This is a genomic window from Parasphingorhabdus sp. SCSIO 66989, assembly GCF_032852305.1.
Classification (GTDB): domain Bacteria; phylum Pseudomonadota; class Alphaproteobacteria; order Sphingomonadales; family Sphingomonadaceae; genus Alterisphingorhabdus; species Alterisphingorhabdus coralli.
Genome location: NZ_CP136594.1, coordinates 1,299,091 through 1,323,586, shown reverse-complemented (window position 1 = coordinate 1,323,586; position 24,496 = coordinate 1,299,091). Strand labels below are relative to the sequence as shown.

The following is a 24,496-nucleotide window of genomic DNA, read 5'->3' as shown; positions in this document are numbered from 1 at the left end:
AGGGTTCTGCCCTTTATTGCGCGTCCGCTGCGGCATTGATCAGTTCGGCCCCGCGGATGATCTCATCATCGCTGGTATAGCGGCCAAAGCCAAGCCGAATTGATAATGTGATCGCCTCACGCGGTAATCCCAATGCGCTCAGCACATGGCTGGGCCGTCCCGACCCGCTGGCACAGGCGGACCCTGCGGAAAAAGCCACGCTGCGCACCTCGGATATCAGTCGCGCCACATCCAGCCCCTCTCTGCGGATATTGAGATTGCCCGGATAACGCTGCTCGGATGAACCGTTTATGATCCAGTCGGAAAACTGTTCGCGAGCTAGTTCGGCGAGCCGCCTCACATGCGCTGCATCTTCCTCGCGCCGCTCTGCCGCCAGCTTCGCTGCCACGCCGAAACCGACACAGAGCGCCGGTGACAAAGTGCCCGAACGCACGCCCTGCTCCTGCCCGCCACCAAATATCAACGGCGAAAGCTCGACACCATCACGTACCCATAATGCGCCTATCCCTTTAGGCCCATGGATTTTATGCGCCGAAATCGCCACCAAATCGACGTTGTGAGGAATATCCACCCTGCCATAGCCCTGTACCGCATCGCACAGCATCAGCGCACCTGCCTGATGCGCCATATCGGCCAGTTCGGCGACCGGCTGTATGGTGCCAATCTCGTTGTTGATCAGCATCGTTGCTACGAGGCGGGTTCCCGAACTAATCAACGCTTCGGCTTGACGGAGATCGACAATACCGTCGTCCCTCACCGGCAACGCCACATGTTCTGCCTGCGCCGCATGGCCATGCACCGCATCGATCACCGCCGCATGTTCAATCGCACTATAGGCCGCACGCCCATCCCTGCCGCAGACAGAGTGCACCGCCATATTGATCGCTTCAGTCGCGCCGCCGGTGAACAGCACCTGTCCGCCCGGCGGCATCAGTGCCGCCACCCGGTCGCGCGCCAGCGATATCATCGCCGCCGCCTCGCGCCCGGCGCTGTGCGAGCTGTGCGGATTGGCGTGTTTCTCACTCAGCCAAGGCAGCATCGCCTCCAGCGCTTCAGGTGCCAGCGGCGTTGTTGCCTGATAATCGAGATAGATGCGATCAGCCATGCCCATGGTCTTGTGAGAGGAGCCTTAAGTTCACAAAGTTCACACCTATGAAGCCCTTGAAAGTGCCATTTCTTGCGAATGCTGTTGGAGTATATCCAACACAAAAGTCCAACAGGAAATATGCGGCCGGATCACTATAGCCTGCCCGTCTCAGGTAGGACATTGCTATGCTTTGGCTTTCTCGGCGATGCCCTGCCATATCTCGACAAAGCGGTAGATATCCGAGCGATTGGTATCCGGACCGAAGCTGACACGGATCACCTCGCCGGCGGCTTTGTCATCCCAGCCCATGGCGTGGAGCACATGGCTGGTTTTGAGCGTTCCCGAGGAGCAGGCACTGCCCGCCGAGACCGCGACCCCGGCCAGATCAAACTGGATCAGCTGGGCATTGGCGCTGACACCGGGCATCTGATAGCTGCCAATCGTCGGCAGGCGATCCGCGTCTTTGGCAACCACCAAACCGCCTGCGGCCTCGATCTGCCGATCCAACTGATGGCGCAAATCCTCGATCCGCTGGTGCCAGTTGGTCGGTTGCTCCAGCGCGGCAATCATCGACGCCACTGCGGGCAGATTCTCTGTACCCGCGCGATAGCCCTTTTCCTGCCCACCGCTCGGCTCCAGCAGCGCCAGATCCTTGACCAGCAGCGCACCAACGCCGGGCGGACCACCAAATTTGTGTGCCGACAGGCTGATCATATCGGCATCGGGCAGCGGCAGCTTGCCAACGCTTTGCGAACAATCGCACAGCCATATCCCGCCATGCGCGCGCACCGTTTCGCCAATCTCCGCCAATGGCTGGATCACCCCGGTTTCATTATTCACGCTCTGGATCGCCACCAGCGCCTGCCCCGCGCTCTCTTCCAGCGCCCGGGCGATGCTCGACAGCACCACCCGACCCTGCAAATCCACTGCCAGCTTCACCGCATCGGGAACCGGGCGCAGCACCGCATCATGCTCGACCGGGCTAACAATATGCCGTTCAGCCTTGCCCTGCAGCGCCAGCTTTATTGCCTCGGACGCACCCCCGGTGAAGATCACCTCGCCATCCCATTGCAGCAGCTCTTTCAGGCGGCGGCGATGCCCCTCCAGCGCCTGCCGCGCGCCACGGCCATCCAGATGCGGTGAGGACGGGTTCGCCCACTCCGCTAAAGCCTGCGCCATTGCCTCACGCGCTGCGGGCAGCACCGGCGTAGTCGCCGCATGGTCGAGATAAAGGCGTTCCGAAACGGGCATAATCGGCTATCTAGCTTCACATTGGAGCGAGTGCCACGCATTTTGTTGCATTTTTCAGGCACAATTGCGTATAGGCGTGCCTTCCCGCCAAACGGGCGCGCTGCCGACTCCAGTCGAGCCCCGTGCGGTGACCAGTATTGGATGGATAAGCAGATATGCCTGAAGTCATTATTTCCGGCCCCGAGGGTCGTCTCGAAGGCCGTTTCAGCCTCGCCCCACGCCCCCGCGCGCCGGTCGCGATCATCCTGCACCCGCACCCGCAGGGCGGCGGCACGATGAATGACCGCATCACCTTTGACCTCTATAACAATTTCTCCAAGCGCGGCTTTGCGACATTGCGCTTCAATTTTCGTGGTGTCGGCCGCAGCCAGGGCAGTTTTGACAATGGCATTGGCGAGCTTTCCGACGCCGCCGCTGCGCTCGACTGGGTGCAGAGCGTCCATCCCGAGGCTGAGACGACATGGGTTGCCGGTTTCAGCTTCGGCGCACTGATCGGCATGCAATTGCTGATGCGCCGCCCGGAGATTCGCGGTTTCATCTCAATCGCGCCACCGGCCAATATGTATGATTTCAGCTTTCTGGCCCCCTGCCCGTCATCGGGCATCATCATCAACGGCGCCAATGACCAGATTGTCGCACCCGCAGCAGTGCAGAAGCTGGTCGACAAGCTGCGCACGCAAAAGCATATCACCATCCATCACGACCAAATCCCGCGCGCCAACCATTTCTTTGAAAATGAAATGGAAGATCTGATGGCGGCGGTCGATACCTATCTCGATATGCGCTTGGCACCGGATTCGCCGATTAAGTGATCTTCGCGGTATCATAAGCCCCTCCTCTTCAGAGGAGGGGTTGGGGTGGTGGCGAACCGCAGGTGAGCTCGCGCCGGCAAATTCAAGGCGTGCCGCAACACCACCCCGCTGCGACTAAAGCTCGCTGCGCTCGCTAAGTCTCACTGCCCCTCCTCTGAAGAGGAGGGGAGATGGTTTCCTCATTCGCCAACCGCCTCTGCCGGAGCCACACCGCGTTCATTCGGTACCGCCCAGATAGCGACATTGGCGAACATGATGCCCGCCAGCACCAGCATCAGCAAAGGCTTGCGCGTCCAGCCATCGCGGCGGACCATGATGATGGCGCCGATGATGAGCGCAAAACCCGCCAGCATCATCAGCGATAGAGCAATATTGATCATGGGCGGGCGATGCCCAAACATATTGGATGCGTCAATATCGGTGCGTATCGAGGATCGCAGAAGAAGCATATTGACATATTAATCTCAAATGAGACATATATGTCTCATGATTGATTCTCTGCGACCATCCGCTTCCGCCGCGCTTATCGAGGCTGCGTTCACCCTATTGTCGGAAAACCCGGCCGCCTCGCTCGCAGATATTGCCGAGCGCGCAGGTGTCGGCCGCGCGACATTGCACCGCCATTTCTCCGGCCGTGACGATCTGATCCTGACGCTTGGGAAAACAGCATTGCGGGAAATGGAGGATGCAGCAGAGACCGCCTGCACCGATGTCCTGTCCCATTCCGAAGCGCTGCGTCGCACATTGGAAGCGCTGATCCCGCTGGGCGATCGCTATCGTTTCCTGATGCGTGAACAGATTGAGGAACATCCCGAAATCCTCGCGGAACTGGAACGCCAGCAGCGCGAAATGCGCGACATGATCAATGAAGCAAAAGCCGAAGGGCTGTTTGATACTGCAGTACCAACAGCATGGATCGCGCAGGCTTATGACAATCTGCTCTACGCCGCATGGGAGGCGGTGAAGGCGCAAGACCTCACGCCCACACAGGCTAGCACTCTAGCCTGGCAGACTCTGACAAAAGGCTTGGGAGCGAAGCCATGAACGGTGAAACCATCTCACAATTTGCTGATTCCTTTGAAGGCATTTTCTTTCTGATCGGCGGCGTCATGTTGCTGATCGAGATCGCAAAGTCTCTGCTTTCCGGCACATTCAAAGGCCGCACGCTGCTCGATATCGTGGCCAGTATTTCGACCCAGATACCGACAATCCTGGTCGAAACATTCCTGATGTCGTTCCTCTATGCAGGCTATGTGCTGTTCAGCGAGGCCTATATCAGCTGGACACTGCCCTATACTGTCTCGACATTCGCGCTCGCGCTGTTTGTGGCGGATTTCCTCTATTATTGGGAGCATCGTCTGGCGCATGAAATCCGGTTGCTCTGGACGCAACATGCGGTGCACCATTCCTCGCGACAGATGAACCTTTCCATCGCGGTGCGTTTCGGTCCGCTCGAAGGGGTTATATCGGCCATCATCCACTTCCCGATGATCTTGCTCGGCTTTCCGGCAGAGATGGTGTTTGCCGCGATCATCATCATTCTTGGTTATCAGACATGGATTCATACCGAGATGATCGGCAAGCTCGGTTTTCTCGACACATTCCTCAATACGCCCGCCAATCACCGCGTGCACCATGGTTGCGACGATAAATATATCGACAAGAATTATGGCGGCATATTGATCATCTGGGACCGGATATTCGGCACCTATCAGGCCGAGGAAGAAACCCCGCGCTATGGCCTGAAACGCGATTTTGACCGCGTCAATCCGCTGGTAGTGTGGTTCTCCGAATGGCCGCAGCTGTTCCGCGATATCGCCAAAGCGCAGTCCTTCAAAGAGGTCTGGATGTATCTTTTCGGCCCGCCGGGATGGCAGCCGAAAGCGGTTGAAACGGCTAAGGTCCCCGTCAATGGCTAGCCAAGGTCTGCTGAATGGCAAGCCGCTGTCCATCGGCTCGCTGATGCGGCATTTCTGGCGGCAGATCAGCGTCACCTGGTTTCTGACCCTGCTGGAAACCGGGCTGCTGGCGACGCTGCCGCTGCTCATCGGCATGTCGATTGATGGCCTGCTGAGCGATAGCTGGACGTCCTTCTTCTGGCTTCTGAGTGCCATGGCGCTGGTGCTGCTACTGGCGGTGGCGCGGCGGGCCTATGACACCCGCGCCTACGGCAACATGGCGGTCGAGTTGGGCGATGCGGTGGCAGAGAATGGTCGCGACCAGCCGGTCTCCGCGGTGAATGCACGGGTCGAGATGAGCCACGAGCTGATCCAGTTTCTCGAAGACGAAGCGCCGATATTGCTCACCGCTATAGTCCAGATCATTGTCTCTCTCGGCGTGCTGTTCGCCTTTCACGGCGCTCTGGCAGCCTCAGCGGGCGGCGCAACGCTGGCTGGGCTATTGATCTACACCCTGTCCGCCAAACGCTTCTACGCCCTGAACCATGATATGAATGCCCAGGCCGAGCAGCAGGTTGCGATCCTCTCTGGCAGGGAGCGCAGCGCCATTCGGCACCATTTATCCCTGTTGCGCGGGCATTATGTCCGCCTCTCGGACACAGAAGCGATTGTTTATGGCCTGATCTTCGCGGTGCTGCTTGCGATGCTCGGCTTCAACCTGTGGTTCGCCGCAACGCAAACAGCTGCATCGCCCGGACAGATTTTCTCCATAGTCGTCTATTCATTCGAGTTTCTGGAATCGGCCATCGCCTTGCCCGCGGCATTGCAAAGCCTGACCCGGCTCGCCGAGATCACACAGCGGATAAATGGGGAAGCGAAGGCCGCTTAAGCAAAAGCCTAGAGATGGTACGGGTAGTCGGACTCGAACCGACATGTCCTAGGGACACCGGATTTTGAATCCGGCGCGTCTACCAATTCCGCCATACCCGCATAAGTGTGACCATCCGGCAGGCCGAACCAGATAGCGAAGCCGGAAGCGACTTGCAATGCAGCTTTTGCGTTCGGCCTATTTCTTCAGCTCGCGCTTGATTGTGGCCCAGGTTTTCTTGCCATAAGGCGGCTTGAACCCGGCCATACCCGCGACATCCATGCTCGCTTGCTTATAGACAGCGCGCATATGGCTGAACTCCTTAAAGCCATCATAGCCGTGATAATGCCCCATGCCCGAGGGACCGATGCCACCAAAGGGCAGGTCTTCCATAGCGTTGTGGAAGATCACATCATTGACCGTGACGCCACCGGAAATGGTCTTGCCTAGAACCCGCTCTTCCTCACCGCTATCGCTGCCAAAATAGTAGAGGCCCAGCGGACGGTCATTTTCATTCACATAATCAATGGCTTCATCGATGGTGTTATAGGTTTTGACCGGCAGGATGGGCCCGAAAATCTCCTCCTGCATCACCTTCATGTCGTCATTGACATTGCGCAGGATCGTCAGCGGCATTTTATGGCCGTTCGAGCTAGAGAAATCCTCATCGCCCGGATTGACCTCAATCAGCTCCGCGCCCTTCTCCTTCGCGTCATCAAGATAGCCCTGCAGCCGATCATGATTGCGGCCATTGACCACCGAGGTGTAATCGTCATTGGTGAGTAAGGTCGGATACATGGCGCTGACCGACTGGCTCACCGCGCCGATCATCTCGTCTTCCTGTTCCTCGGCGACATAGAGATAATCGGGCGCGAGGCAGATTTGGCCGGCGTTCATCATCTTGCCCAGAGCGACACGTTCGGCGGCCTTTTTCTTGTCGGCACTGCGGCCGATAATCGTTGGCGATTTGCCGCCCAGCTCCAGTGTCACCGGCACCAGATTCTCCGATGCCGCGCGCATGATATGCTTGCCGATGCTGGTCGCACCGGTGAAAATCATATGATCGAACGGCAGCCCGGAGAACGCCATGCCGACCTCTGGCCCGCCGGTGAACACCGCCATTTCGGTCTCAGCAAAATATTTCGGGACAATCTCGACAAACAGTTCGGAGACGCGCTCGGTAAATTCCGACGGCTTGACCATGGCGCGGTTGCCCGCAGCCAAGATGCCCGCCATCGGCACCATCACCATGCCGACCGGGAAGTTCCATGGCGCCACCACGCCAACCACGCCCTTGGGCTGATATTTCACCTCGGCCTTCGCACCGAGCAGGCCCAGCGGGAAAGTCGGCTTGCGCCGCTCGCCGCGCGACCAGCTGTTGATATGCTTCTTCGCATGTTTCAGCGCCGAAATGCTGGGGACGATATCGGTCATCAGCGTCTGCTCTTCGCTGCGATGGCCGAAATCCTCGCTGACAGCCTTGGCGAAATCATCGGCATGATCGACCAGCAAGGCAATCGCCCGATCCATCCGATCAATACGCGCTGATACCGGCTCGGGCATCGAAGCGGTGAAATCCGCGCGCTGTTTTGCCAGCACGTCATGCATCTGTGCGGCGGGGTCATCCTGTTTAATCGCGGTGGCCATTGGCATTGCTCCTATAGATTTTCAGGCAACATAACCAAGAAAGTGGCAATTTGAAATGGGTTTCAGCCAATGAGTGCCGGACCGCCCAAAGCGAGCAGCAGCCAGGCCGGAATGGCCAGCAAGGTACCAAAGGGAAATTGCGTCGCCGCGCCGATCTGCCGCCCACCGATTATCGCCACCAGCGCCAGGATCAGCCCAAAGCCAGCCGCTGCCAGCAATAGGAAGGGCAGCATCTGCCAGCCAAGCCACAGGCCAATGGCACCAAACAACTTGGGATCACCGCCGCCCAGCCCATCGCGGCCACGCAGCGCGCGATAGGCTATGCTGACAGCAGCCAGCGCGACAAAGCCGCCAATGCCGCCGATAATCCTGTCGAGAAGCGGTGGTGGGAAGAGGCCGGTCATGCCCAGCCCAAGCCCACCCAGCGCGAGCACAATCACCAACGGATCAGGCAACCAATAATGCCGCATATCGAGCCAGGCCAGCGGCAGCAACAGCCAGCCGAAAAACGCAAGCATCACCCCGCCCCATCCCGGCATGATAATCAGCGATACTGCGCCGATCACTGCCGCAATTACCTCTATCGCCAGCGCATCCGAGCCAATCGCCGCGCCGCAATAACGGCATTTCCCGCGCTGAATGAGAAACGAGACAATCGGCACCAGCTCATACCAGCGCAGCGGCGTGCCGCAGCTGTCACAGGCTGAACGCGGCGCCAATACGCTCCGCCCCGCAGGCCAGCGGCTGACCAGCGCACCCATAAAGCTACCCAAGATCGCGCCGAGAATGGCAGCAAACAGCGGCGCGTAGATCGGGTGGGTGAGGAGTTGGACGATCATCACTCTATCTCCTCACCGTTGCGCAGCAATGGGGAGGTGGCATCCGCCGAAGCCCCTGAGCTTGTCGAAGGGGCGTAGGTGGATGACGGAGGGGTCGCGCCGCCAGGCGCGGAGCGATGGTAACAACCGCAGCTAAGCTCGCCTGCGGCTTCGCCCCCTCCACCACCTTCGGCGGTCCCCCTCCCCATAAATGGGGAGGAGATTCACTCACCCCCAACAATCTCAACCAGCGCCACGCCTTCGCTGACCTGCGCGCCTTCGCTGGCGGAGAGGCTTGCGACATTGCCATCAAACGGCGCGGTCAGTGTATGCTCCATCTTCATCGCCTCCAGCGTCACCAGCTTGTCGCCTTTGGCAACGCTGTCGCCCTCGGCCACCGCAACGGCGATAATTTTGCCGGGCATGGGGGAGAGTATGGTGCCGTCAGAAATAGTGCCTTGACCAGAACCCCTGACCGCACGATCAAAAGCGACTGCCTGCCCCTCAGAGAAAACCACTATCTGTTCAGCATCCATGTGTGCGGTATAGCTGACATTCTCTCCATACTCTTCTGAGAGAACCATGTCCTTACCACTGAAATCTGATCTGATCAGAATTTCCTGCTTATCAAGCATATCCAGCGTCCGGGTCTCACCATCATGGCCAAGCGTAACGCGCTTTACCGGTTCCGCATTCAGCCTGAAATCTAACGGTAAATAGCCAAGGTCTTTATCGCCATCTGCCAGCGCAAACTTGGCCGCTGCATTCCAGGTGGAATCTTTGATTTCTGATACTGGCACAAGCGCCTCTAGGTTACGCTCAATAAACCCAGTATCCAGCTCGGCATCGACAAAATCGGGATGTGTGGCGGCCTTCAGGAGAAAGGCCGCATTTGTTTTTACCGGCCATATCTCAATTGCCTGCAATGCTTCTGACAGCCCTTCAATGGCTTCTTCGCGATCCGAACCAAAGGCGATAACCTTAGCGATCATGGGATCATAAAATGGCGATATGTCAGCATCTTGCTGCACGCCGGTATCAATGCGATAGGCAGGCCCAAAGTCCAGATGCTCCAACCGCCCAATACTCGGCAGAAACCCACTCGCCGGGTCTTCCGCATAGAGCCGCGCCTCTATCGCATGGCCGTTAATACTCAGCTCGTCCTGCACCAGCGGGATTGCCTCGCTGGACGCCACACGCAGCTGCCATTCTACCAGATCAACCCCGGTAATCTCCTCGGTCACCGGATGCTCAACCTGCAACCGGGTGTTCATCTCCATAAACCAGATTTTGTCGGCGCTCAGCCCTGCCGAGCCGTCGGCGATAAACTCGATCGTGCCCGCGCCTTCATAGTTCACCGCTTGCGCCGCACGCACAGCTGCGCCGCAGACGGTCTCGCGGGTGGCCTCGTCCATGCCGGGGGCTGGCGCTTCTTCAATGACCTTTTGATGGCGGCGTTGCAGCGAGCAATCGCGCTCAAACAGGTGAACGACATTGCCATGGCTATCACCGAAAATCTGCACCTCGATATGGCGCGGGCTCTCGATCCATTTCTCGATCAGGCAGACATCATTGCCAAAACTCGCCATCGCCTCGCGCTTGCAGCTGGTCAGCGCATCGGCAAAATCCGTCGCCGCATCCACCTTGCGCATACCCTTGCCGCCGCCACCCGCAACCGCTTTGATCAGCACCGGATAACCGATGCGCTCGGCCTCGCTGGCGAGATGATCAGGGTCCTGATTATCGCCCAGATAGCCCGGCGTGGTCGGCACACCGGCCTCATCCATCAGCTTCTTCGCAGCATCCTTCAGACCCATGGCGCGGATCGATTCCGGCTTCGGCCCGACCCAGATCAGCCCGGCATCGATCACGTCTTGCGCAAAATCGGCATTTTCCGAAAGGAAACCATAGCCCGGATGGATCGCGTCGGCCCCGGTCTCCTTGGCGGCGGCGATGATCTTCTCACCCACCAAATAGGATTCCGCCGCCGGAGACGGCCCGATATGTACCGCTTCATCCGCCTGACGCACATGCAGCGCCTTGGCATCAGCATCGGAATAGACCGCAACAGTGCGGATACCCATATCGCGCGCGGTACGGATGATACGGCAGGCAATCTCGCCGCGATTGGCGATGAGGAGGGACTGGATCATAGTTCCTCCCCGACACGGGGAGGGGGACCGTCGAAGACGGTGGAGGGGCACAGGCCACATATTGCTGTGTTTCGATTACATCCCATCTCGCAACCTTTATCGTAAGATATCGCACTCCTTTGCATCATCTTGTTCATGTCGAAGGCGCCCCTCCCCCATCCTGCGGATGGGTCCCCTCCCCGTTCCGGGGAGGATTTAGCTTGCTCAACCTCTCGACCCTATCTTTACACACTTCCACGATCCGCATAACCGCACCTTCCAAATTCTCGAGCACTGCTTTTGCCGGAACCCGCAAAACCGCCACATGCTGTGAACGCAGAAATTCGCTCCGCCGCGCATCGGTTTGCGCTGCCCGTTCGCTATTATGAGCCTGACCATCTATCTCGATTGCGAGTTTTGCAGCCGCGCAATAAAAGTCCAGCACATACTGCCCGGCCGGATGCTGCCGCCGATATTTGAAGCCACCGGGCCGCTTGCGCAACTCGCGCCATAAGATAGTCTCCGGCAGGCTCATTTCGCTACGCAATTTGCGAGCGCGTTTTACCGTATCGCGAGGACCGTTAATCATGATCCTCCCCCTAGGGGGAGGGGGACCATGCGTAGCATGGTGGAGGGGCACAGGCCGGATATTGCGTCGCTTCCAACACATCCCATTTTGCTAAATTGCCTCACCGTATAGCGCATTTTCTCACCATATTATCATGTCGAGGGTGCCCCTCCCCCATGCTGCGCATGGGTCCCCTCCCCGTTCCGGGGAGGATTTCTCACATCCGGAACACCCCAAATCGAGGCGCCTCCTCTACTGGCGCATTCAACGTCGCGGCGAAGGCCAAGCCCAACACATCTCGCGTCTGGGCCGGATCGATAATACCGTCATCCCACAGCCGCGCAGTGGCGTAATAGGGGTTGCCTTCATCCTCATATTTCTGGCGGATCGGCGCCTTGAACGCCTCAGCCTCTTCCTCGGTCCAGCTATCGGCATCACGGTGGACGGTGGCGAGGACGCTGGCCGCCTGTTCGCCGCCCATCACCGAGATGCGGCTATTGGGCCAGGAGAACAGGAAACGTGGGCTGTAGGCGCGGCCGCACATGCCGTAATTGCCTGCACCGAAGCTGCCGCCGATCAGCACCGTGATTTTCGGCACGCTGGCGGTGGCGACAGCGGTGACCAGCTTGGCGCCATGTTTGGCGATGCCCTCCGCCTCATATTTGCCGCCGACCATAAAGCCCGAGATATTCTGCAGGAACAATAGCGGGATACGCCGCTGGCAGGCGAGTTCGATAAAATGCGCGCCCTTTTGTGCGCTCTCGCTGAACAAAATGCCGTTATTGGCGAGGATCGCCACCGGCATGCCCCAGATATGGGCGAAACCGCAGACCAGCGAGCTGCCATAAAGCGCCTTGAATTCGTGAAATTCGCTGCCATCGACCAGCCGCGCGATGATTTCCTTCACATCATAGGGCGCGCGAACATCTTCGGGCAGAATACCGTAGAGCTCCTCGGCGTCATATTTGGGCGGGCGCGGTTCATAGAGATCAATGTCCGGCTCGCGGCTCTGCGGCAGGTGCGAGACGATATCGCGGACAATGGTCAGCGCATGCTCGTCATTCTCGGCGACATGATCGACGACACCCGATTTGCGGCCATGCAGATCTCCGCCGCCCAGATCCTCGGCGCTGATCTCCTCGCCGGTCGCTGCCTTCACCAGCGGCGGACCGCCGAGGAAAATAGTGCCCTGATTGCGGACAATCACCGTCTCGTCGGACATGGCGGGCACATAGGCGCCACCAGCGGTGCAGCTGCCCATGACGCAGGCGATTTGCGGGATCTGTTTCGCCGACATATTCGCCTGGTTGAAGAAGATACGACCGAAATGCTCGCGATCGGGGAAGACCTCATCCTGATGCGGCAGATTGGCGCCGCCGCTATCGACCAGATAGATGCACGGCAGATGGTTCTGCTCGGCAATCTCCTGCGCCCGCAGATGCTTCTTCACTGTCAGCGGATAGTAAGTGCCGCCTTTCACCGTGGCGTCATTGCAGACGATCATCACCTGCCGCCCGGAAACGCGGCCAATGCCGCAGATCAGCCCAGCGCCCGGCACCGCATCGTCATACAGCCCATTGGCGGCGAGCTGGCCAACCTCGAGAAAAGGCGAGCCGGGATCAAGTAACCGTTCCACCCGCTCACGTGGCAGCAGCTTGCCGCGCGACACATGCCGTTCCCGACTGCCCTCGGAGCCCCCCAAAGCCGCCACCGCAACCTTGCCGCGTAATTCCTCTACTAGTTCCCGATTATGCGCCGCATTGGCTTTGGCTTCGGGGCTTTCGAAATCGAGTTTCGATGTCAAAACGGGTGCGATCATTTTCATTCTCTAAACTATAATTGCCATATGATTTCGAGGTCTCCATCGACAAAGCCCAAGCCTAGGCCTCGCGAGCCCTTGATAACAGCGACTAACGGCTCATCAGAAACGATCAGATCGAGCAACAGAGCCTTCACACGATGTAGACAGGTTTGCCAATCTGATCCGGAAAAGCCCACGGGTATCTCTATTCCGCGTGTTTCTGGCTGCCAAACCTCATCGCACGCCCAGTCTTCGTTAGAAGCATTAAACGACCCAGCACCGATGATTTCGACGCCGAATTTGGCGTTAGGTTCGCCAAGCTCGTATAGGTTTATCGAGAAAGCCTCGATATCCTCAGGGATTGGAACAGAGAGTTGCTCACTTAGCCAGCTTTTGAAAGTTGTTCCAAAGTTACTCAACCCGCCGCCCCGATCAATTCCCGCCCGATCAGCATCCGGCGGATTTCATTTGTCCCCGCGCCGATATCGAGCAGCTTGGCGTCCCTCATATACCGCTCGACCGGCCAATCGGTGGTATAGCCCGCGCCGCCCAGCGCCTGCACCGCTTCGCCTGCAACCTTGAATGCGCTTTCGCTGGCGAGCAGGATCGCGCCTGCCGCATCGAAGCGCGTGGTGTTGCCCGCATCGCACGCCTTGGCAACGGCATAGACATAGGCACGCGCAGAATTCAGCGCGACATACATATCGGCGACCTTGGCCTGGATCAGCTGGAACGAGCCGATAGGCTTGCCGAATTGCTGACGCTCGCGGACATAGGGGACGACGCAATCGAGGCAGGCCTGCATAACGCCGAGTTGCAGCCCGGCGAGCACCACGCGCTCATAGTCGAGGCCACTCATCAGCACCCCGACGCCGCCGCCGACCGGACCCATGACGTTTTCTTCGGGCACTTCGCAGTCATTGAACACCAGCTCTGCCGTGGGCGAGCCGCGCATGCCGACCTTTTCGATCTTCTGGCCGATGGAAAAGCCGGGCATATCCTTTTCGATCAGGAATGCGGTGATGCCGCGCGAACCTTCGCCCGGATCGGTCTTGGCATAGACCACCAGCGTGTCGGCATAGGGCGCGTTGGTGATCCAGAATTTGGTGCCGTTGAGGATATAGCCGGTGCGATTTCCCCTTGGCACCGCCTCGGCCTTCAATTTCATCGAGACGACATCGGACCCGGCATTGGCCTCCGACATGGCTAGCGAACCGACATGCTCGCCGCTGACCAAACCGGGGAGGTATTTCTCTTTCTGTTCGGCATTGCCCCAACGGGCAATCTGATTGATGCAGAGGTTGGAGTGCGCGCCATAGCTGAGGCCAATGGACGCACTGGCGCGGCTGACTTCTTCGACCGCCACGACATGCTCGAGATAACCAAGTCCCAGCCCGCCATCTTCTTCCGGCACCGTAATGCCATGCAGCCCCAACTCACCCATTTGGGTCCATAGCTCGTCGCGCGGGAACCAGTCTTCGGCGTCTACCTTGGCCGCAATCGGCTCGATCTTGTCGGTCGCAAAACGCCGCGTGGTATCGCGAATCTGATCAGCCATTTCGCCCAGCTGAAAATCAAAATCGGGATAGGCACTCATGTCATTCTCTCCTGGGGAAGCGTTGCATTCATTTTTTGCGCTTGTGAAAGATTATTTCGCGCTCGCCAAGGGTATTTTCTTTGGAATCTGGATTGCGCAGGCCTACTACTAAGGCATATATTTCCCGTGAGCGACTTAGTCATTATTACCAGTGGCTAGGTCGTCATTGCGAGGAGCGTAGCGACGCGGCAATCCAGAGTAGCCCAAGACGCACTGGATTGGTTGACCTTCGGTCGCCTGTGGCTCGCTTCGCTCGCAATGACGTTTATACAAGACCAACAGTTCGAGACAAAAAGGACATTCCCCATGGCAGCATTTTCCGAACAAGACCCCGTTGTTATCCTCTCCTATGCCCGCACGCCGATGGGCGCGATGCAGGGCGCGTTGGCCGATGTCAGCGCCACCGATCTCGGTGCTACCGCCGTCAAGGCCGCTGTCGAGCGCGCCGATGTGAAGGGCGAGGATGTCGACCGCATCTATATGGGCTGTGTTCTCCCGGCCGGTCTGGGTCAGGCCCCGGCGCGTCAGGCGGGGATCAAGGCGGGTCTGCCGAAATCGGTACAAGCAACCACGGTCAACAAGGTCTGCGGCTCGGGCATGCAGACGGTGATTATGGGCACCGAGGCGATTGCCGTTGGCAGTGTCGACACCGTCGTCACCGGCGGCATGGAGAGCATGACCAACGCGCCGTACCTCATGAAAAAGCACCGTTCCGGCGCGCGCATCGGCCATGACACCGCCTATGACCATATGTTCCTCGATGGTCTGGAAGACGCCTATGAAGAAGGCCGCGCCATGGGCACTTTTGCGCAGGATATGGCCGACAAATATCAACTGACCCGCGAGGCGCAGGATGATTATTCCATCGAGTCGCTGCGCCGCGCCAATGCCGCAATTGAAAGCGGTGCCTTCGCCAAGGAACTCACCCCGGTCACCTATGCTACCCGCAAAGGCGAGCAGACGGTGGACACCGATGAAGGTCCCGGCCGCGGTCGCCCGGACAAAATCCCCAGCCTACGCCCGGCCTTTGCCAAGGACGGCACGATTACCGCCGCCACCTCCAGCTCAATCTCGGACGGTGCCGCGGCGCTAGTGCTGACGCGCCAAAGCAAGGCCGAGGCCAATGGCCAGACCCCGGTGGCGAAGATTATCGGCTATGCCGCTCATGCACAGGAGCCAGCAGAATTCACCATCGCCCCGGTCGGCGCGATCAACAAGTTGCTCGAGCAGACCGGTTGGAGCACAGATGATGTTGACCTCTGGGAAGTGAACGAGGCCTTTGCCTGCGTCACCATGTTCGCGATGCAGGACATCGGCATCCCGCATGAGAAGATCAACGTCAATGGCGGCGGCACGGCCCTCGGTCACCCCATCGGCGCCAGCGGCACGCGGATCATCACCACATTGCTCGGAGCGCTTGAAACGCGCGGCCTGAAACGCGGCGTCGCCAGCCTGTGCATCGGCGGCGGCGAGGCTACGGCGGTGGCGGTCGAGCTCGTCTGAGCGCCCGCTGCGCCAGCTAAATAGGCTCACTCCAACCCCTCCCGCAAACGGGAGGGCAATAGCATCACGCGGAGATGCGGAGATGCGGAGAAAACTCCTCCCCTCCCCTTGAGGGAGGGGCAACGAGACTTAGCGCCGCAAGGTGGTTAGTCGCAGCGGGGTGGGGTATGCCACTTGCGCAGGAGCTTGCGGATAGCTCTTCCCTCGACCTCTGTTTCTCGCGAAGGTCGCGAAGCAGCGAAGGACCGCGAAGAGATGGTAATTCGGGGACAGTTTTTGCTAGCTCCGGTCGCGTTTGTGCGCATTGCCCATGAAACTGTCCCCGAATTACCCCTGCGTCTTCCTCTCGATAATTCAGGAGTTTGGTGAACTGTCAGTGCAATTCCTGACACAGTATGCGACAATTCCCCGCATATCATCCCTGTAAGTGCATGATATAGACCTGCCTGCTTGAAGCCGGTTGCAACGCTGTAACTGACCAAAAACGGGATAGATATATGCGGAAAATTGTCATCGGCGCTGGTGTCGTCGCGGCGTTAACCGGCATCTTGCTTATCACCCTGCCATCTTTACTCAATGCCGCCGGTCTCCACCCCGATTATCAGGGTGAAGAGGTCTCGCTGGTCGGCAAACGCGCGCTGATCATTACCACCAGCCATGCCATATTGAACAAACCGGGCGAGACCGATGGCGACCCGACCGGCGTGTTCGGCTCGGAGATGACCGAGCCCTATTATGAATTCCTGGAAGGCGGAATGCAGGTCGATATTGCCAGCATCGCTGGCGGCGAAATCCCGATTGACCCTTCAAGTTTCTACTATTTCATCAAAAGCAAAGCCGATGAGCGCTATCTGAAGGACGAAGAATTCCAGCAAAAAGTGGCGCAATCGATCCCGTTGGAACAGGTCGATGTGTCGCAATATGACATCATCTTCCTCGCTGGCGGATGGGGCGCGGCCTATGATTTCGCCGAGTCTTCTGCGCTCGCCCGGCTTATCAGTGATGCCTATTATGCCGCGCACCAGCCGGTGCTGTCCGGCGTATGCCATGGCCCGCTCGGTTTTGTGAAAGCTGAGGACAGTCAGGGCAATCTGCTGATCAGCGGCCGCGCCATGACCGGCGTCACCGACAAACAGGTCGAGCAGCTCGGCATTGGCCTTACCCCCTATCACCCGGAAACCGAGTTGCGCAAAGCGGGCGTCGAATTTGAATCGCGCACCGCCTTTATCGATATCTTCGCCAATCATGTGGTGATCGATGCGGAAAAGCGCTTCGTCACCGGGCAGAACCAGAATGCGGGAGCCGAAGTCGCCAATAAGGCGATGCTGATTATCGCCGGGCGTGGAGATTAATGGGTAATTCGGGGACAGGTTTTGCTAGCTCCGGTCGCGATTGAGCGCATTGCCCAAGAAACTGTCCCCGAATTACCCCTGAGCCTTCCTCTCCACCGTAATTGTACCTCAGCGCACCAAATCCAACCAAAAGTGACACAAGGTGACACCGTGTCACCCTGTTGGACCACCCGCTATCTGCCCATTAAGCCATTGAATAGATGGACATATGCGACAGCCACTACGCATCAGGACAAGGCGACACATATACGCCAAAATCAAAACACAGGATCAACAGATAAGAAAGAGCCTCAGCGATGATAGCAGGCGGATGGGATGTAGGACATCGGCTTGGAGCTGATGTTTTTGACCCGGATCGGATGGCTGTGCTTGGCGATGGTCGGGGCCGTTTGGTCAGGTGTTGGGTTCGCACCGAGCCAAATATTTCACGCGAAGGTCGCGAAGATTATGAAGTGCGCGAAGGGGAAAGCCGCAGGTCTTTCGGGTAATTCGGGGACTTAGAGCCTGATTCGAAAGTATCTCAAGCATAACAGTATTTTGCGGTTCTTCGTATAATCATACGGATGGAAGCGATGAGCGCCCATGCGGTTGAGCTTTCGATGGATGTTTCCCAGTCTTTGGCGAGGCGTCGGCATCGCCCTAGCCATGCGAAGGTGCGTTCGACGACCCATCGGCGTGGCAGGGCTTGAAAGCCCTTGGTGTGATCGGAGCGCTTGATGATTTCCATGGTCCACGCCCCCATGCCAGCCAACGTAACCCCCAGTTTTTGCCCTGCATATCCTCCGTCAGCAAAGACGTGTCGCAACCAGGGGAAGCGGTGGCGAGTTGCCGCCAGCACATCGACAGCCCCGTCACGGTCTTGAATATCGGCACTGTGGACGAGGACGAAGATCAGGAACCCGCATGTGTCGGTTATGATGTGCCGCTTCCTGCCTTTCACCTTCTTGCCCGCGTCATAACCCGATATTCCACCGCTCTCGGTGGTTTTCACGCTCTGGCTGTCGATCACGCCAGCACTGGGCGAGGCTTCGCGCCCCTCGATCTCGCGCAGGTTCATCACCAGCACCATGTTGAGCGTATCGAACAGGCCAGTGTCCCGCCATGCGTAGAAATAGCGCCGTACCGTCGACACTGGCGGAAAACACTTGGGCAGCAACCTCCATGCACATCCGGCAGAGGCAATATAGAGCAGCGCATTGACCACCTCGCGCATATCCGCCGTCCGCGGCCGACCACCACGCCTCGCCGGGGGAATGAACGGCTCCAGCAACATCCACTCCCTATCCGTCATATCCGATGGATATCGCAAACCTTCCCGGCTATGCTCAGCCCGGGCAATACCAGTCCATGCCATGCTTCACTCCTACTCTTCGCAAAGCAGGTGTGAATCACAAATGGCTGGTATTGTTCAATAACTTTCGGATCAGGCTCTTAGAAAATTATCACCGTAAATATTGTAATTATCGAGCTTAGGGCTTTTGGAAAATCGACGATCAATTATTTAACAAACCACTTATTGCCTCAATAGCTTGTGAGATGCCATTCTTTTCCTTTTGCTCGCTTAGTTGCGAGAATTTTTCTTGCAAAGGAAGCAGCGACCACCACAAGCTATCTCTTTCTCCTGACATGGCGTCTTCTAGACTTTTCCATTTATAATCATTCTTGGCGGACCGTAACTCAGCCTCAACACATGATTTATCCCCATCGCCATTCTCACCATTGATTTTTCGTAACCTACAACATCTGATATATCGAGACGGGAATTTGCTACCTTTCCCCTTTGGATCTGGCGCATCACCGTATATAACTACAAGGACTAAATCGCCAAATATTTCAACCTGCCGGCTCACACAATCAAACACACCTTTATCAAATTTTTTCCTAAACTTTACTTCAACGAGATGTTTCTCTTTTTTGATCTCTATCCATTATGATAAAATCTGGCAAGGAGTTCATAGGATCAGGATAGTTTAGGGATTTATATTCATTGATAGTCAATACCGATATTTCACGGATGAACTTTTCAATACCTGAATCGATAACTCTGTAACCCGCATCTTCAAATATAGCACGAACTATGCCTTCAGACATTTCTTTTTTAATGCGGCTTGAGATATCCATACGATTAGCCTTTTTCATAAAATCAGATCATGAGAGTTCTAATGCGTAGTATTTATAGTACTTTTCCAAGATAACTATATTTAATATTGTAAAAATAGTCATCTATGAATGATCGGAGTTATCGTGACGGTTGCAAATGTCCCCAAATAGGTTCCCTCACTGTCACCTATCCAGAGGTGCTGCCATCATTGCCTCCCTCTGTCTTATCTGTTGATGCTGTGCTCCGATTTTGGCGTATACATATCATGCTGCCCTGATACACTGACGGCGCTTATCTAAGTCCATTTATTCAATGTTTTAGTGGGTATTTATAAGATATGACCAAAGGGTGACGGGGTGTCATCCCATCGTACTCTTTGCAGGGGTTGGCGCATTGCGATGATCTTGGTGTAATCCCTTCGCGCTCTTCGCTCCTTCGCGTCCGTAGTTTATCCTGAGCGCCTGCCTTGCAGGCAGACGAAGGGCGAGAAACCGAGACTAAAGGAAGAGCATTCCACAGGCACAGCGCAAGTGGCATACCCCTCTCCGCTGCGACTAACCGCCTTACGGCGCTAAGTCTCGCTGCCCCTCCCTCAAGGGGAGGGGAGAAGTTTCTTGATCCTCCGCGGCTCCGTGTCTCCGCGCGAATGAGGATTACGGCTCCCCGGCCCCGAACACATGCTCCGCCCGCACAAAACCCGTACGCCCGTTCACATCAAAGCCGCACCAGCCGCTTTCGGTGCATTCGCCCAGCTTGCCAACCACGCCCGGTTCCAGTCGCCACGCTATCTCTGCCTCGCTGCTGGGGGCATTACGCATAGGGCGGATTTCTCCGATGACCATGGCAGTTCGGGTGCGAGTTAGCAGGCGCGAGTGCATCCAGCCCTGTGTACCATCCGGGTCCTCAATCTGGCGCCATGCCTGATAACGCTTGATCACCTTTACCGGCAGATTCTTGCGCTGATAGACCCACATAATCTTGTATTCAGTGCTGGGGCCGGTGCGGGTGCGGGCGACATCCTGGTCGATCGAGGCCCAATAGGGTGTTTCGCTGGATTGTGCTGCGGCGGTGGACGGGATGGTTAGGCCCAGAGTAAGGCACAAAAGCGCCAACAAAACCGTTAGCCCTGAGCTTGTCGAAGGGCGCTTATCGGCTTGGTGCCATACTGAGAGACGGGCTTCGACAGGCTCAGCCCTGACGGTTTTTTGGGATATCATAGCGTGCCAGCTGCCATAGTTTTTAATCATAGCTCGCCTTTTGCCTATCAGCCATCCCCATCGCAAATCAAGCATCAGGCTTGACCTTTGCCGGGGTTCGGGCGAAGCATCTAATCATGTCGAACACGCCCAAGGTCATCATCACCCGCCGCCTCGCCCCCGCTGTCGAGGCGCGCATGGCGGAATTGTTCGATGTCGAGACCAATAGCGACGACACCCCGATGGATGCAGCGGCGCTGGCCGATGCGATGCGCAACTGCGATGTGCTGGTGCCCACCGTCACCGATGATATCAACGCGGCGCTCTTCGCCGGCGATGATATGCGGACCAAATTGATCGCCAATTTCGGTGCGGGCGTTGATCATATCGACCTGAAAGCGGCGCGCGCGGCCAATGTGCTGATCACCAATACGCCGGGCGTATTCACCGATGACACCGCCGATATGACCATGGCCCTGATTCTCGGTGTGCCGAGGCGGCTGAGCGAGGGCTCCAAGCTGCTGCGCGCGGGCGAATGGCAGGGCTGGTCGCCCTCAGGCATGCTCGGCCATCGTATTGGCGGCAAGACCTTGGGCATTATCGGCATGGGGCGGATTGGCCAGGCAGTAGCGCATCGGGCGCGCGCCTTTGGCCTCAATATCCGCTATCATAATCGCAGACGTCTGCCCGAGAGCCTGGAGCAAATGCTGGGTGCCAGCTATGAACCTGATCTCGATACGTTGATCGCCGCCAGCGATATTCTCTCGCTCCACTGCCCACATAATGATGAAACGCATGAGATGATCAATGCAGACCGGATCACTTCAATGCGGCCTGATGCTTATCTGATCAATACGTCGCGCGGCGAGCTTATCGATGAAGAGGCGCTGATCACGGCACTGGAACAGGGCAAAATTGGCGGTGCCGGACTCGACGTCTATACCCATGAACCGGCGGTCAATCCGCGGCTTTTGGAAGTCAATAATACGGTCTTGATGCCCCACCTCGGCAGCGCGACCTTTGAGGGGCGCGAGGCCTCGGGCATGCGCGTGGTCGCCAATATCCAGATATGGTCAGACGGCCATCGCCCGCCCGATCAGGTGCTCGACGGTTGGGCCTGAGGATTATTCTGCCTTTTCCAAAAGAGTATAAAGTCATGCGCATAGCGTTTCTTGCTGTTGTTGCTGTGCTGACGCTGTGCAGCCTTCCCGGCATGGCCAGCGCACAGAGCAACCCGAGTTTTGACTGCAACAGGGCGACCAGTCCGCAGGAAAAACTGATCTGTTCTGATGAGAAGCTTGCCGCTGTCGACCGCACCCTGTCACAGGCCTATCGCGCCCTGCTTTCCAATAATCGCCATCTGCGCCGCGAGATTGTCGCCAGCCAGCGGCAATGGTTGCAGGAACGCGATGATATCCCCTGCCTCAGTCTGGAGGAGCAAACGCAACAAATTGGATGTATTGAATCCAGCTATGCCCTGCGCACACAGGAATTACAGTCAAAAGAGCTGCTGGTGTGCAGCCAACCCGACAGGGGCGAAACCCGTTTCAGCATCACCTGCCATGCACCAAATTATGGTCCACGCCGCACCTTCACTTTGTCCGGACGATTGGGCGAACGCGACCTTATGGCGGGGCTGGAGCGGCTGGCGTTTATCGAAAATGGCAAGGCCGTTCAGGAGGTCGCTGTCGCAGGCAATATCTGGAGCGGTAGCCTTGAGCACGCGTTACGGCTGATGGATATTGACTTTGATGGCTATCCCGATCTGCAATTATGGAATGCCACTTCAGCCGGTCCCAATATGGGCTATCGCTATTTTCTCTATAGGCCGGAAACGAAACGATTTGCGGCAGCGGACATTGAGGATCAACTGTCCGGCTTTGAGGTTTTTCCCGATCCTGAAAGCAAGACCATTGCCGTCACCGGGCGGGTAAGCTGCTGCCAATGGGCCAATACGCGCTATCAATGGGTTGGGGACGCGTTGCGCCTGATGTCGGTTCTGAATGATGGTGCCGGGCTATATTGGGATTTGCCCCTATTTGACGACAAAACGCCACCCGACTGCGCGGCGCGCACCCGGCATTACAATGACGCGGAACAGCTCACCCATATCGCGATTGCCCCTGGCGGGATCTGTGAGCCGGATGATGATGCCAGCATTATCGCCTTTCTCCATGCGTTGCAGAAAAACCCGCAAGGCTATCGGCTCGATATCAGCGATGAGACGCATTTCTCGATCATTTACGATCAACCGCAAGCGCCGCGAAACTAACCAAGCGCGTTGGAAATGCGCCTGCCCATCACATCGCGTTAACCATGTTTTGGCAAAATCCTGTCATGGCTGTATCCATGAGAAAAACCTATTGCAGGAACACAGGGTCTATGGGGGCAGGATCGGTCATGAAAGCGGGAAAAGGCGCGCGGCCATGGAGACAGTGTGCGCGGCGAATCGCTGAGTCACTGACTGCCATATTCGGGCTGTTATGGACGGGCAATGCCCTCGCCCAGCAGGCAATTGACCCCCAGCTGATCGACCCCAGCAACGGCGGCGACACCGCCTGGATATTGGCGGCCAGCGCACTTGTCCTGCTGATGACTTTGCCCGGTCTGGCACTGTTCTATGGCGGACTGGTTCGGGCGAGGCACTTTCTCTCGGTGCTGCTACAATGCGGTGCGATTGCCGCGATTGTCTCTCTGCTCTGGGTGGTCGTCGGCTATACCCTCGCCTTTGGCAGTGTGAGCAACGGCATTATCGGCGCGGGCAATGCCTGGATGCTGATCAGTCTGGGCAATATCCGCGAGGGGCTGACGATACCGGAAAGCAGCTTTGTGCTGTTTCAAATGACGTTTGCGATCATCACCCCGGCGCTGATGGTCGGGGCCTGGGTCGAACGCGCGCGCTTTGGCTGGGTCATCGCTTTTTGTGCCCTGTGGAGCCTGATCGTCTATGCGCCGGTCGCACACTGGATCTGGGGCGGTGGCTGGCTCGCCGCTATGGGCGTGCTGGATTTTGCAGGTGGGATCGTCGTGCATACCACCGCCGGTGTATCCGCGCTGGTGGCCGCGATGATGCTGGGCAAGCGGTTGGAATGGCCGCACAAGCTGCACGTACCGCATAGCCCGGCTCTGACCGTCGCCGGAGCCGGATTACTCTGGGTCGGCTGGTTTGGCTTTAATGGCGGTTCGTCATTCGGCGCAGGCGATGATGCCGCCGCTGCAATCATCAACACCCATATCGCCGCCAGCGTTGCAGCCTTGGTGTGGCTGCTGATTGAACGGATCAAGGTTGGAAAGCCCACCGCCATCGGTTTTGCCACCGGCGCGATTGCAGGCCTTGCCACCATTACGCCGGCAGCGGGTTATGTTTCCCCGGGAGCGGCGATCATCATCGGCCTGCTTGCTGCGCTCGTCTGCTATCACGCCATTGGGCTGGTGAAGAATGTCTTCGCTATTGATGACTCGCTGGACGTGTTCGCTGTTCACGGTGTTGGCGGGATACTGGGCAGCTTATTGGTCGCGATATTCACCAGCGCCATGTTCAACGGTGTTGGTTATGTGGAAGGCGTTGGCATGATCGGCCAGCTTGTTATTCAGGCCATTGCCATAGGCGCGGTAGCGCTATGGTCGATTATCGGCACGCTGATTATCGGTTTTGCCCTCAGCATGGTCCTGCCGATGCGTGTCTCCAAAGACGATGAACGCGAGGGGCTGGACCTGACCCAGCATGGCGAGCGGGCTTGGGAACTGGATTAAATCACTATCGTCTCGTCATTGCGAGCGTAGCGAAGCAATCCAGGGCAATACGCACCTGCTCTGGATTGCCGCGTCGCTTCGCTCCTCGCAATGACGACCTAATAGCAGACAG

23 protein-coding genes and 1 tRNA gene are annotated in these 24,496 nt (G+C 57.5%); 9 read left to right on the top strand and 15 right to left on the bottom strand.

Going from position 1 to position 24,496, the window contains the following annotated elements; translation table 11 throughout:
- Positions 1-13: 13 nt before the first annotated feature.
- On the bottom strand, positions 14-1,105 hold the full coding sequence (locus tag RB602_RS06160) for a cysteine desulfurase family protein (RefSeq protein ID WP_317083906.1): 1,092 nt from the start codon (positions 1,103-1,105) through the stop codon (positions 14-16).
- A 165-nt stretch (positions 1,106-1,270) separates the two neighbouring features.
- The gene (locus tag RB602_RS06155; protein ID WP_317083905.1) at positions 1,271-2,338 is read right to left on the bottom strand and encodes a cysteine desulfurase family protein; all 1,068 of its coding nucleotides are present in this window, start codon (positions 2,336-2,338) and stop codon (positions 1,271-1,273) included.
- Between the two features lie 155 nt (positions 2,339-2,493).
- Here RB602_RS06155 and RB602_RS06150 point away from each other — a divergent pair, with 155 nt between their 5' ends.
- Positions 2,494-3,150 carry an alpha/beta hydrolase gene (locus RB602_RS06150; protein WP_317083903.1) on the top strand — a complete coding sequence of 219 codons (657 nt, stop codon included), beginning with the start codon at positions 2,494-2,496 and terminating at the stop codon, positions 3,148-3,150.
- 179 nt (positions 3,151-3,329) lie between these two features.
- Here RB602_RS06150 and RB602_RS06145 read toward each other — a convergent pair whose 3' ends face one another.
- Positions 3,330-3,599 (bottom strand): hypothetical protein, encoded by a 270-nt coding sequence (locus tag RB602_RS06145; protein WP_317083901.1) that lies wholly within the window; start codon positions 3,597-3,599, stop codon positions 3,330-3,332.
- A 37-nt stretch (positions 3,600-3,636) separates the two neighbouring features.
- Here RB602_RS06145 and RB602_RS06140 point away from each other — a divergent pair, with 37 nt between their 5' ends.
- From RB602_RS06140 to RB602_RS06130, 3 genes are read left to right on the top strand one after another with little or no spacing between them, the layout of a single operon-like run.
- On the top strand, positions 3,637-4,194 hold the full coding sequence (locus tag RB602_RS06140; protein WP_317083899.1) for a TetR/AcrR family transcriptional regulator: 558 nt from the start codon (positions 3,637-3,639) through the stop codon (positions 4,192-4,194).
- Positions 4,191-5,069 (top strand): sterol desaturase family protein, encoded by an 879-nt coding sequence (locus RB602_RS06135; protein WP_317083897.1) that lies wholly within the window; start codon positions 4,191-4,193, stop codon positions 5,067-5,069. The genes RB602_RS06140 and RB602_RS06135 overlap by 4 nt, the downstream gene beginning before the upstream one ends.
- Positions 5,062-5,937: an ABC transporter six-transmembrane domain-containing protein gene (locus RB602_RS06130; protein ID WP_317083895.1), complete on the top strand. Its 876-nt coding sequence runs from the start codon at positions 5,062-5,064 to the stop codon at positions 5,935-5,937. Before RB602_RS06135 ends, RB602_RS06130 begins: the two co-directional genes overlap by 8 nt.
- Before the next feature lie 15 nt (positions 5,938-5,952).
- On the opposite strand, the gene RB602_RS06125 is transcribed toward RB602_RS06130, so the two are convergent.
- The 8 genes from RB602_RS06125 to RB602_RS06090 form a co-directional block, all read right to left on the bottom strand.
- A tRNA-Leu gene (locus tag RB602_RS06125) sits at positions 5,953-6,038 on the bottom strand.
- A 76-nt stretch (positions 6,039-6,114) separates the two neighbouring features.
- Entirely contained in the window at positions 6,115-7,563 is a 1,449-nt protein-coding gene (locus RB602_RS06120) for a coniferyl aldehyde dehydrogenase (protein WP_317083893.1), read from the bottom strand.
- 62 nt (positions 7,564-7,625) lie between these two features.
- Positions 7,626-8,402, bottom strand: coding sequence for a prepilin peptidase (locus RB602_RS06115; RefSeq protein WP_317083892.1), 777 nt, complete (start codon positions 8,400-8,402; stop codon positions 7,626-7,628).
- A gap of 203 nt (positions 8,403-8,605) precedes the next feature.
- Complete coding sequence (locus tag RB602_RS06110; protein ID WP_317083890.1) at positions 8,606-10,534, bottom strand: acetyl/propionyl/methylcrotonyl-CoA carboxylase subunit alpha; 1,929 nt, start codon at positions 10,532-10,534, stop codon at positions 8,606-8,608.
- A gap of 133 nt (positions 10,535-10,667) precedes the next feature.
- Positions 10,668-11,048 (bottom strand): endonuclease domain-containing protein, encoded by a 381-nt coding sequence (locus RB602_RS06105; protein ID WP_317083888.1) that lies wholly within the window; start codon positions 11,046-11,048, stop codon positions 10,668-10,670.
- Positions 11,049-11,298: 250 nt separating this feature from the next.
- A complete protein-coding gene (locus RB602_RS06100) occupies positions 11,299-12,900 on the bottom strand; it encodes a carboxyl transferase domain-containing protein (protein ID WP_317083887.1) in 1,602 nt (533 codons plus the stop codon).
- Between the two features lie 14 nt (positions 12,901-12,914).
- The gene (locus tag RB602_RS06095; RefSeq protein ID WP_317083884.1) at positions 12,915-13,301 is read right to left on the bottom strand and encodes a hypothetical protein; all 387 of its coding nucleotides are present in this window, start codon (positions 13,299-13,301) and stop codon (positions 12,915-12,917) included.
- A complete protein-coding gene (locus RB602_RS06090; RefSeq protein ID WP_317083882.1) occupies positions 13,298-14,479 on the bottom strand; it encodes an acyl-CoA dehydrogenase family protein in 1,182 nt (393 codons plus the stop codon). The genes RB602_RS06095 and RB602_RS06090 overlap by 4 nt, the downstream gene beginning before the upstream one ends.
- Before the next feature lie 306 nt (positions 14,480-14,785).
- Between RB602_RS06090 and RB602_RS06085 the strand changes: the two genes are divergently transcribed.
- Together RB602_RS06085 and RB602_RS06080 are read left to right on the top strand one after the other, a co-directional pair.
- Complete coding sequence (locus tag RB602_RS06085; RefSeq protein ID WP_317083880.1) at positions 14,786-15,982, top strand: acetyl-CoA C-acyltransferase; 1,197 nt, start codon at positions 14,786-14,788, stop codon at positions 15,980-15,982.
- Positions 15,983-16,479: 497 nt separating this feature from the next.
- Complete coding sequence (locus tag RB602_RS06080) at positions 16,480-17,334, top strand: type 1 glutamine amidotransferase domain-containing protein (protein WP_317083878.1); 855 nt, start codon at positions 16,480-16,482, stop codon at positions 17,332-17,334.
- 520 nt (positions 17,335-17,854) lie between these two features.
- On the opposite strand, the gene RB602_RS06075 is transcribed toward RB602_RS06080, so the two are convergent.
- The 4 genes from RB602_RS06075 to RB602_RS06060 form a co-directional block, all read right to left on the bottom strand.
- On the bottom strand, positions 17,855-18,688 hold the full coding sequence (locus RB602_RS06075; protein ID WP_317080037.1) for an IS5 family transposase: 834 nt from the start codon (positions 18,686-18,688) through the stop codon (positions 17,855-17,857).
- Positions 18,689-18,827: 139 nt separating this feature from the next.
- Positions 18,828-19,184, bottom strand: coding sequence for a hypothetical protein (locus RB602_RS06070; RefSeq protein ID WP_317083876.1), 357 nt, complete (start codon positions 19,182-19,184; stop codon positions 18,828-18,830).
- Positions 19,185-19,227: 43 nt separating this feature from the next.
- The gene (locus tag RB602_RS06065; RefSeq protein WP_317083875.1) at positions 19,228-19,473 is read right to left on the bottom strand and encodes a hypothetical protein; all 246 of its coding nucleotides are present in this window, start codon (positions 19,471-19,473) and stop codon (positions 19,228-19,230) included.
- Between the two features lie 615 nt (positions 19,474-20,088).
- Positions 20,089-20,550: an SH3 domain-containing protein gene (locus RB602_RS06060; protein ID WP_317083873.1), complete on the bottom strand. Its 462-nt coding sequence runs from the start codon at positions 20,548-20,550 to the stop codon at positions 20,089-20,091.
- A gap of 218 nt (positions 20,551-20,768) precedes the next feature.
- Here RB602_RS06060 and RB602_RS06055 point away from each other — a divergent pair, with 218 nt between their 5' ends.
- From RB602_RS06055 to RB602_RS06045, 3 genes are all read left to right on the top strand, one after another.
- The gene (locus RB602_RS06055; protein ID WP_317083872.1) at positions 20,769-21,752 is read left to right on the top strand and encodes a 2-hydroxyacid dehydrogenase; all 984 of its coding nucleotides are present in this window, start codon (positions 20,769-20,771) and stop codon (positions 21,750-21,752) included.
- A 35-nt stretch (positions 21,753-21,787) separates the two neighbouring features.
- The gene (locus RB602_RS06050; protein WP_317083871.1) at positions 21,788-22,903 is read left to right on the top strand and encodes a lysozyme inhibitor LprI family protein; all 1,116 of its coding nucleotides are present in this window, start codon (positions 21,788-21,790) and stop codon (positions 22,901-22,903) included.
- 128 nt (positions 22,904-23,031) lie between these two features.
- Positions 23,032-24,384: an ammonium transporter gene (locus tag RB602_RS06045; RefSeq protein WP_317083869.1), complete on the top strand. Its 1,353-nt coding sequence runs from the start codon at positions 23,032-23,034 to the stop codon at positions 24,382-24,384.
- Positions 24,385-24,496 lie beyond the last annotated feature (112 nt).

Coding starts and splice junctions, on each gene's coding strand:
- RB602_RS06160 (WP_317083906.1), bottom strand. CDS start 1,105: ATGGCTGATCGCATCTATCTCGATTATCAGGCAACAACGCCGCTGGCA.
- RB602_RS06155 (WP_317083905.1), bottom strand. CDS start 2,338: ATGCCCGTTTCGGAACGCCTTTATCTCGACCATGCGGCGACTACGCCG.
- RB602_RS06150 (WP_317083903.1), top strand. CDS start 2,494: ATGCCTGAAGTCATTATTTCCGGCCCCGAGGGTCGTCTCGAAGGCCGT.
- RB602_RS06145 (WP_317083901.1), bottom strand. CDS start 3,599: ATGCTTCTTCTGCGATCCTCGATACGCACCGATATTGACGCATCCAAT.
- RB602_RS06140 (WP_317083899.1), top strand. CDS start 3,637: ATGATTGATTCTCTGCGACCATCCGCTTCCGCCGCGCTTATCGAGGCT.
- RB602_RS06135 (WP_317083897.1), top strand. CDS start 4,191: ATGAACGGTGAAACCATCTCACAATTTGCTGATTCCTTTGAAGGCATT.
- RB602_RS06130 (WP_317083895.1), top strand. CDS start 5,062: ATGGCTAGCCAAGGTCTGCTGAATGGCAAGCCGCTGTCCATCGGCTCG.
- RB602_RS06120 (WP_317083893.1), bottom strand. CDS start 7,563: ATGGCCACCGCGATTAAACAGGATGACCCCGCCGCACAGATGCATGAC.
- RB602_RS06115 (WP_317083892.1), bottom strand. CDS start 8,402: ATGATCGTCCAACTCCTCACCCACCCGATCTACGCGCCGCTGTTTGCT.
- RB602_RS06110 (WP_317083890.1), bottom strand. CDS start 10,534: ATGATCCAGTCCCTCCTCATCGCCAATCGCGGCGAGATTGCCTGCCGT.
- RB602_RS06105 (WP_317083888.1), bottom strand. CDS start 11,048: ATGAGCCTGCCGGAGACTATCTTATGGCGCGAGTTGCGCAAGCGGCCC.
- RB602_RS06100 (WP_317083887.1), bottom strand. CDS start 12,900: ATGATCGCACCCGTTTTGACATCGAAACTCGATTTCGAAAGCCCCGAA.
- RB602_RS06090 (WP_317083882.1), bottom strand. CDS start 14,479: ATGAGTGCCTATCCCGATTTTGATTTTCAGCTGGGCGAAATGGCTGAT.
- RB602_RS06085 (WP_317083880.1), top strand. CDS start 14,786: ATGGCAGCATTTTCCGAACAAGACCCCGTTGTTATCCTCTCCTATGCC.
- RB602_RS06080 (WP_317083878.1), top strand. CDS start 16,480: ATGCGGAAAATTGTCATCGGCGCTGGTGTCGTCGCGGCGTTAACCGGC.
- RB602_RS06075 (WP_317080037.1), bottom strand. CDS start 18,688: ATGGCATGGACTGGTATTGCCCGGGCTGAGCATAGCCGGGAAGGTTTG.
- RB602_RS06065 (WP_317083875.1), bottom strand. CDS start 19,473: ATGAAAAAGGCTAATCGTATGGATATCTCAAGCCGCATTAAAAAAGAA.
- RB602_RS06055 (WP_317083872.1), top strand. CDS start 20,769: ATGTCGAACACGCCCAAGGTCATCATCACCCGCCGCCTCGCCCCCGCT.
- RB602_RS06050 (WP_317083871.1), top strand. CDS start 21,788: ATGCGCATAGCGTTTCTTGCTGTTGTTGCTGTGCTGACGCTGTGCAGC.
- RB602_RS06045 (WP_317083869.1), top strand. CDS start 23,032: ATGAAAGCGGGAAAAGGCGCGCGGCCATGGAGACAGTGTGCGCGGCGA.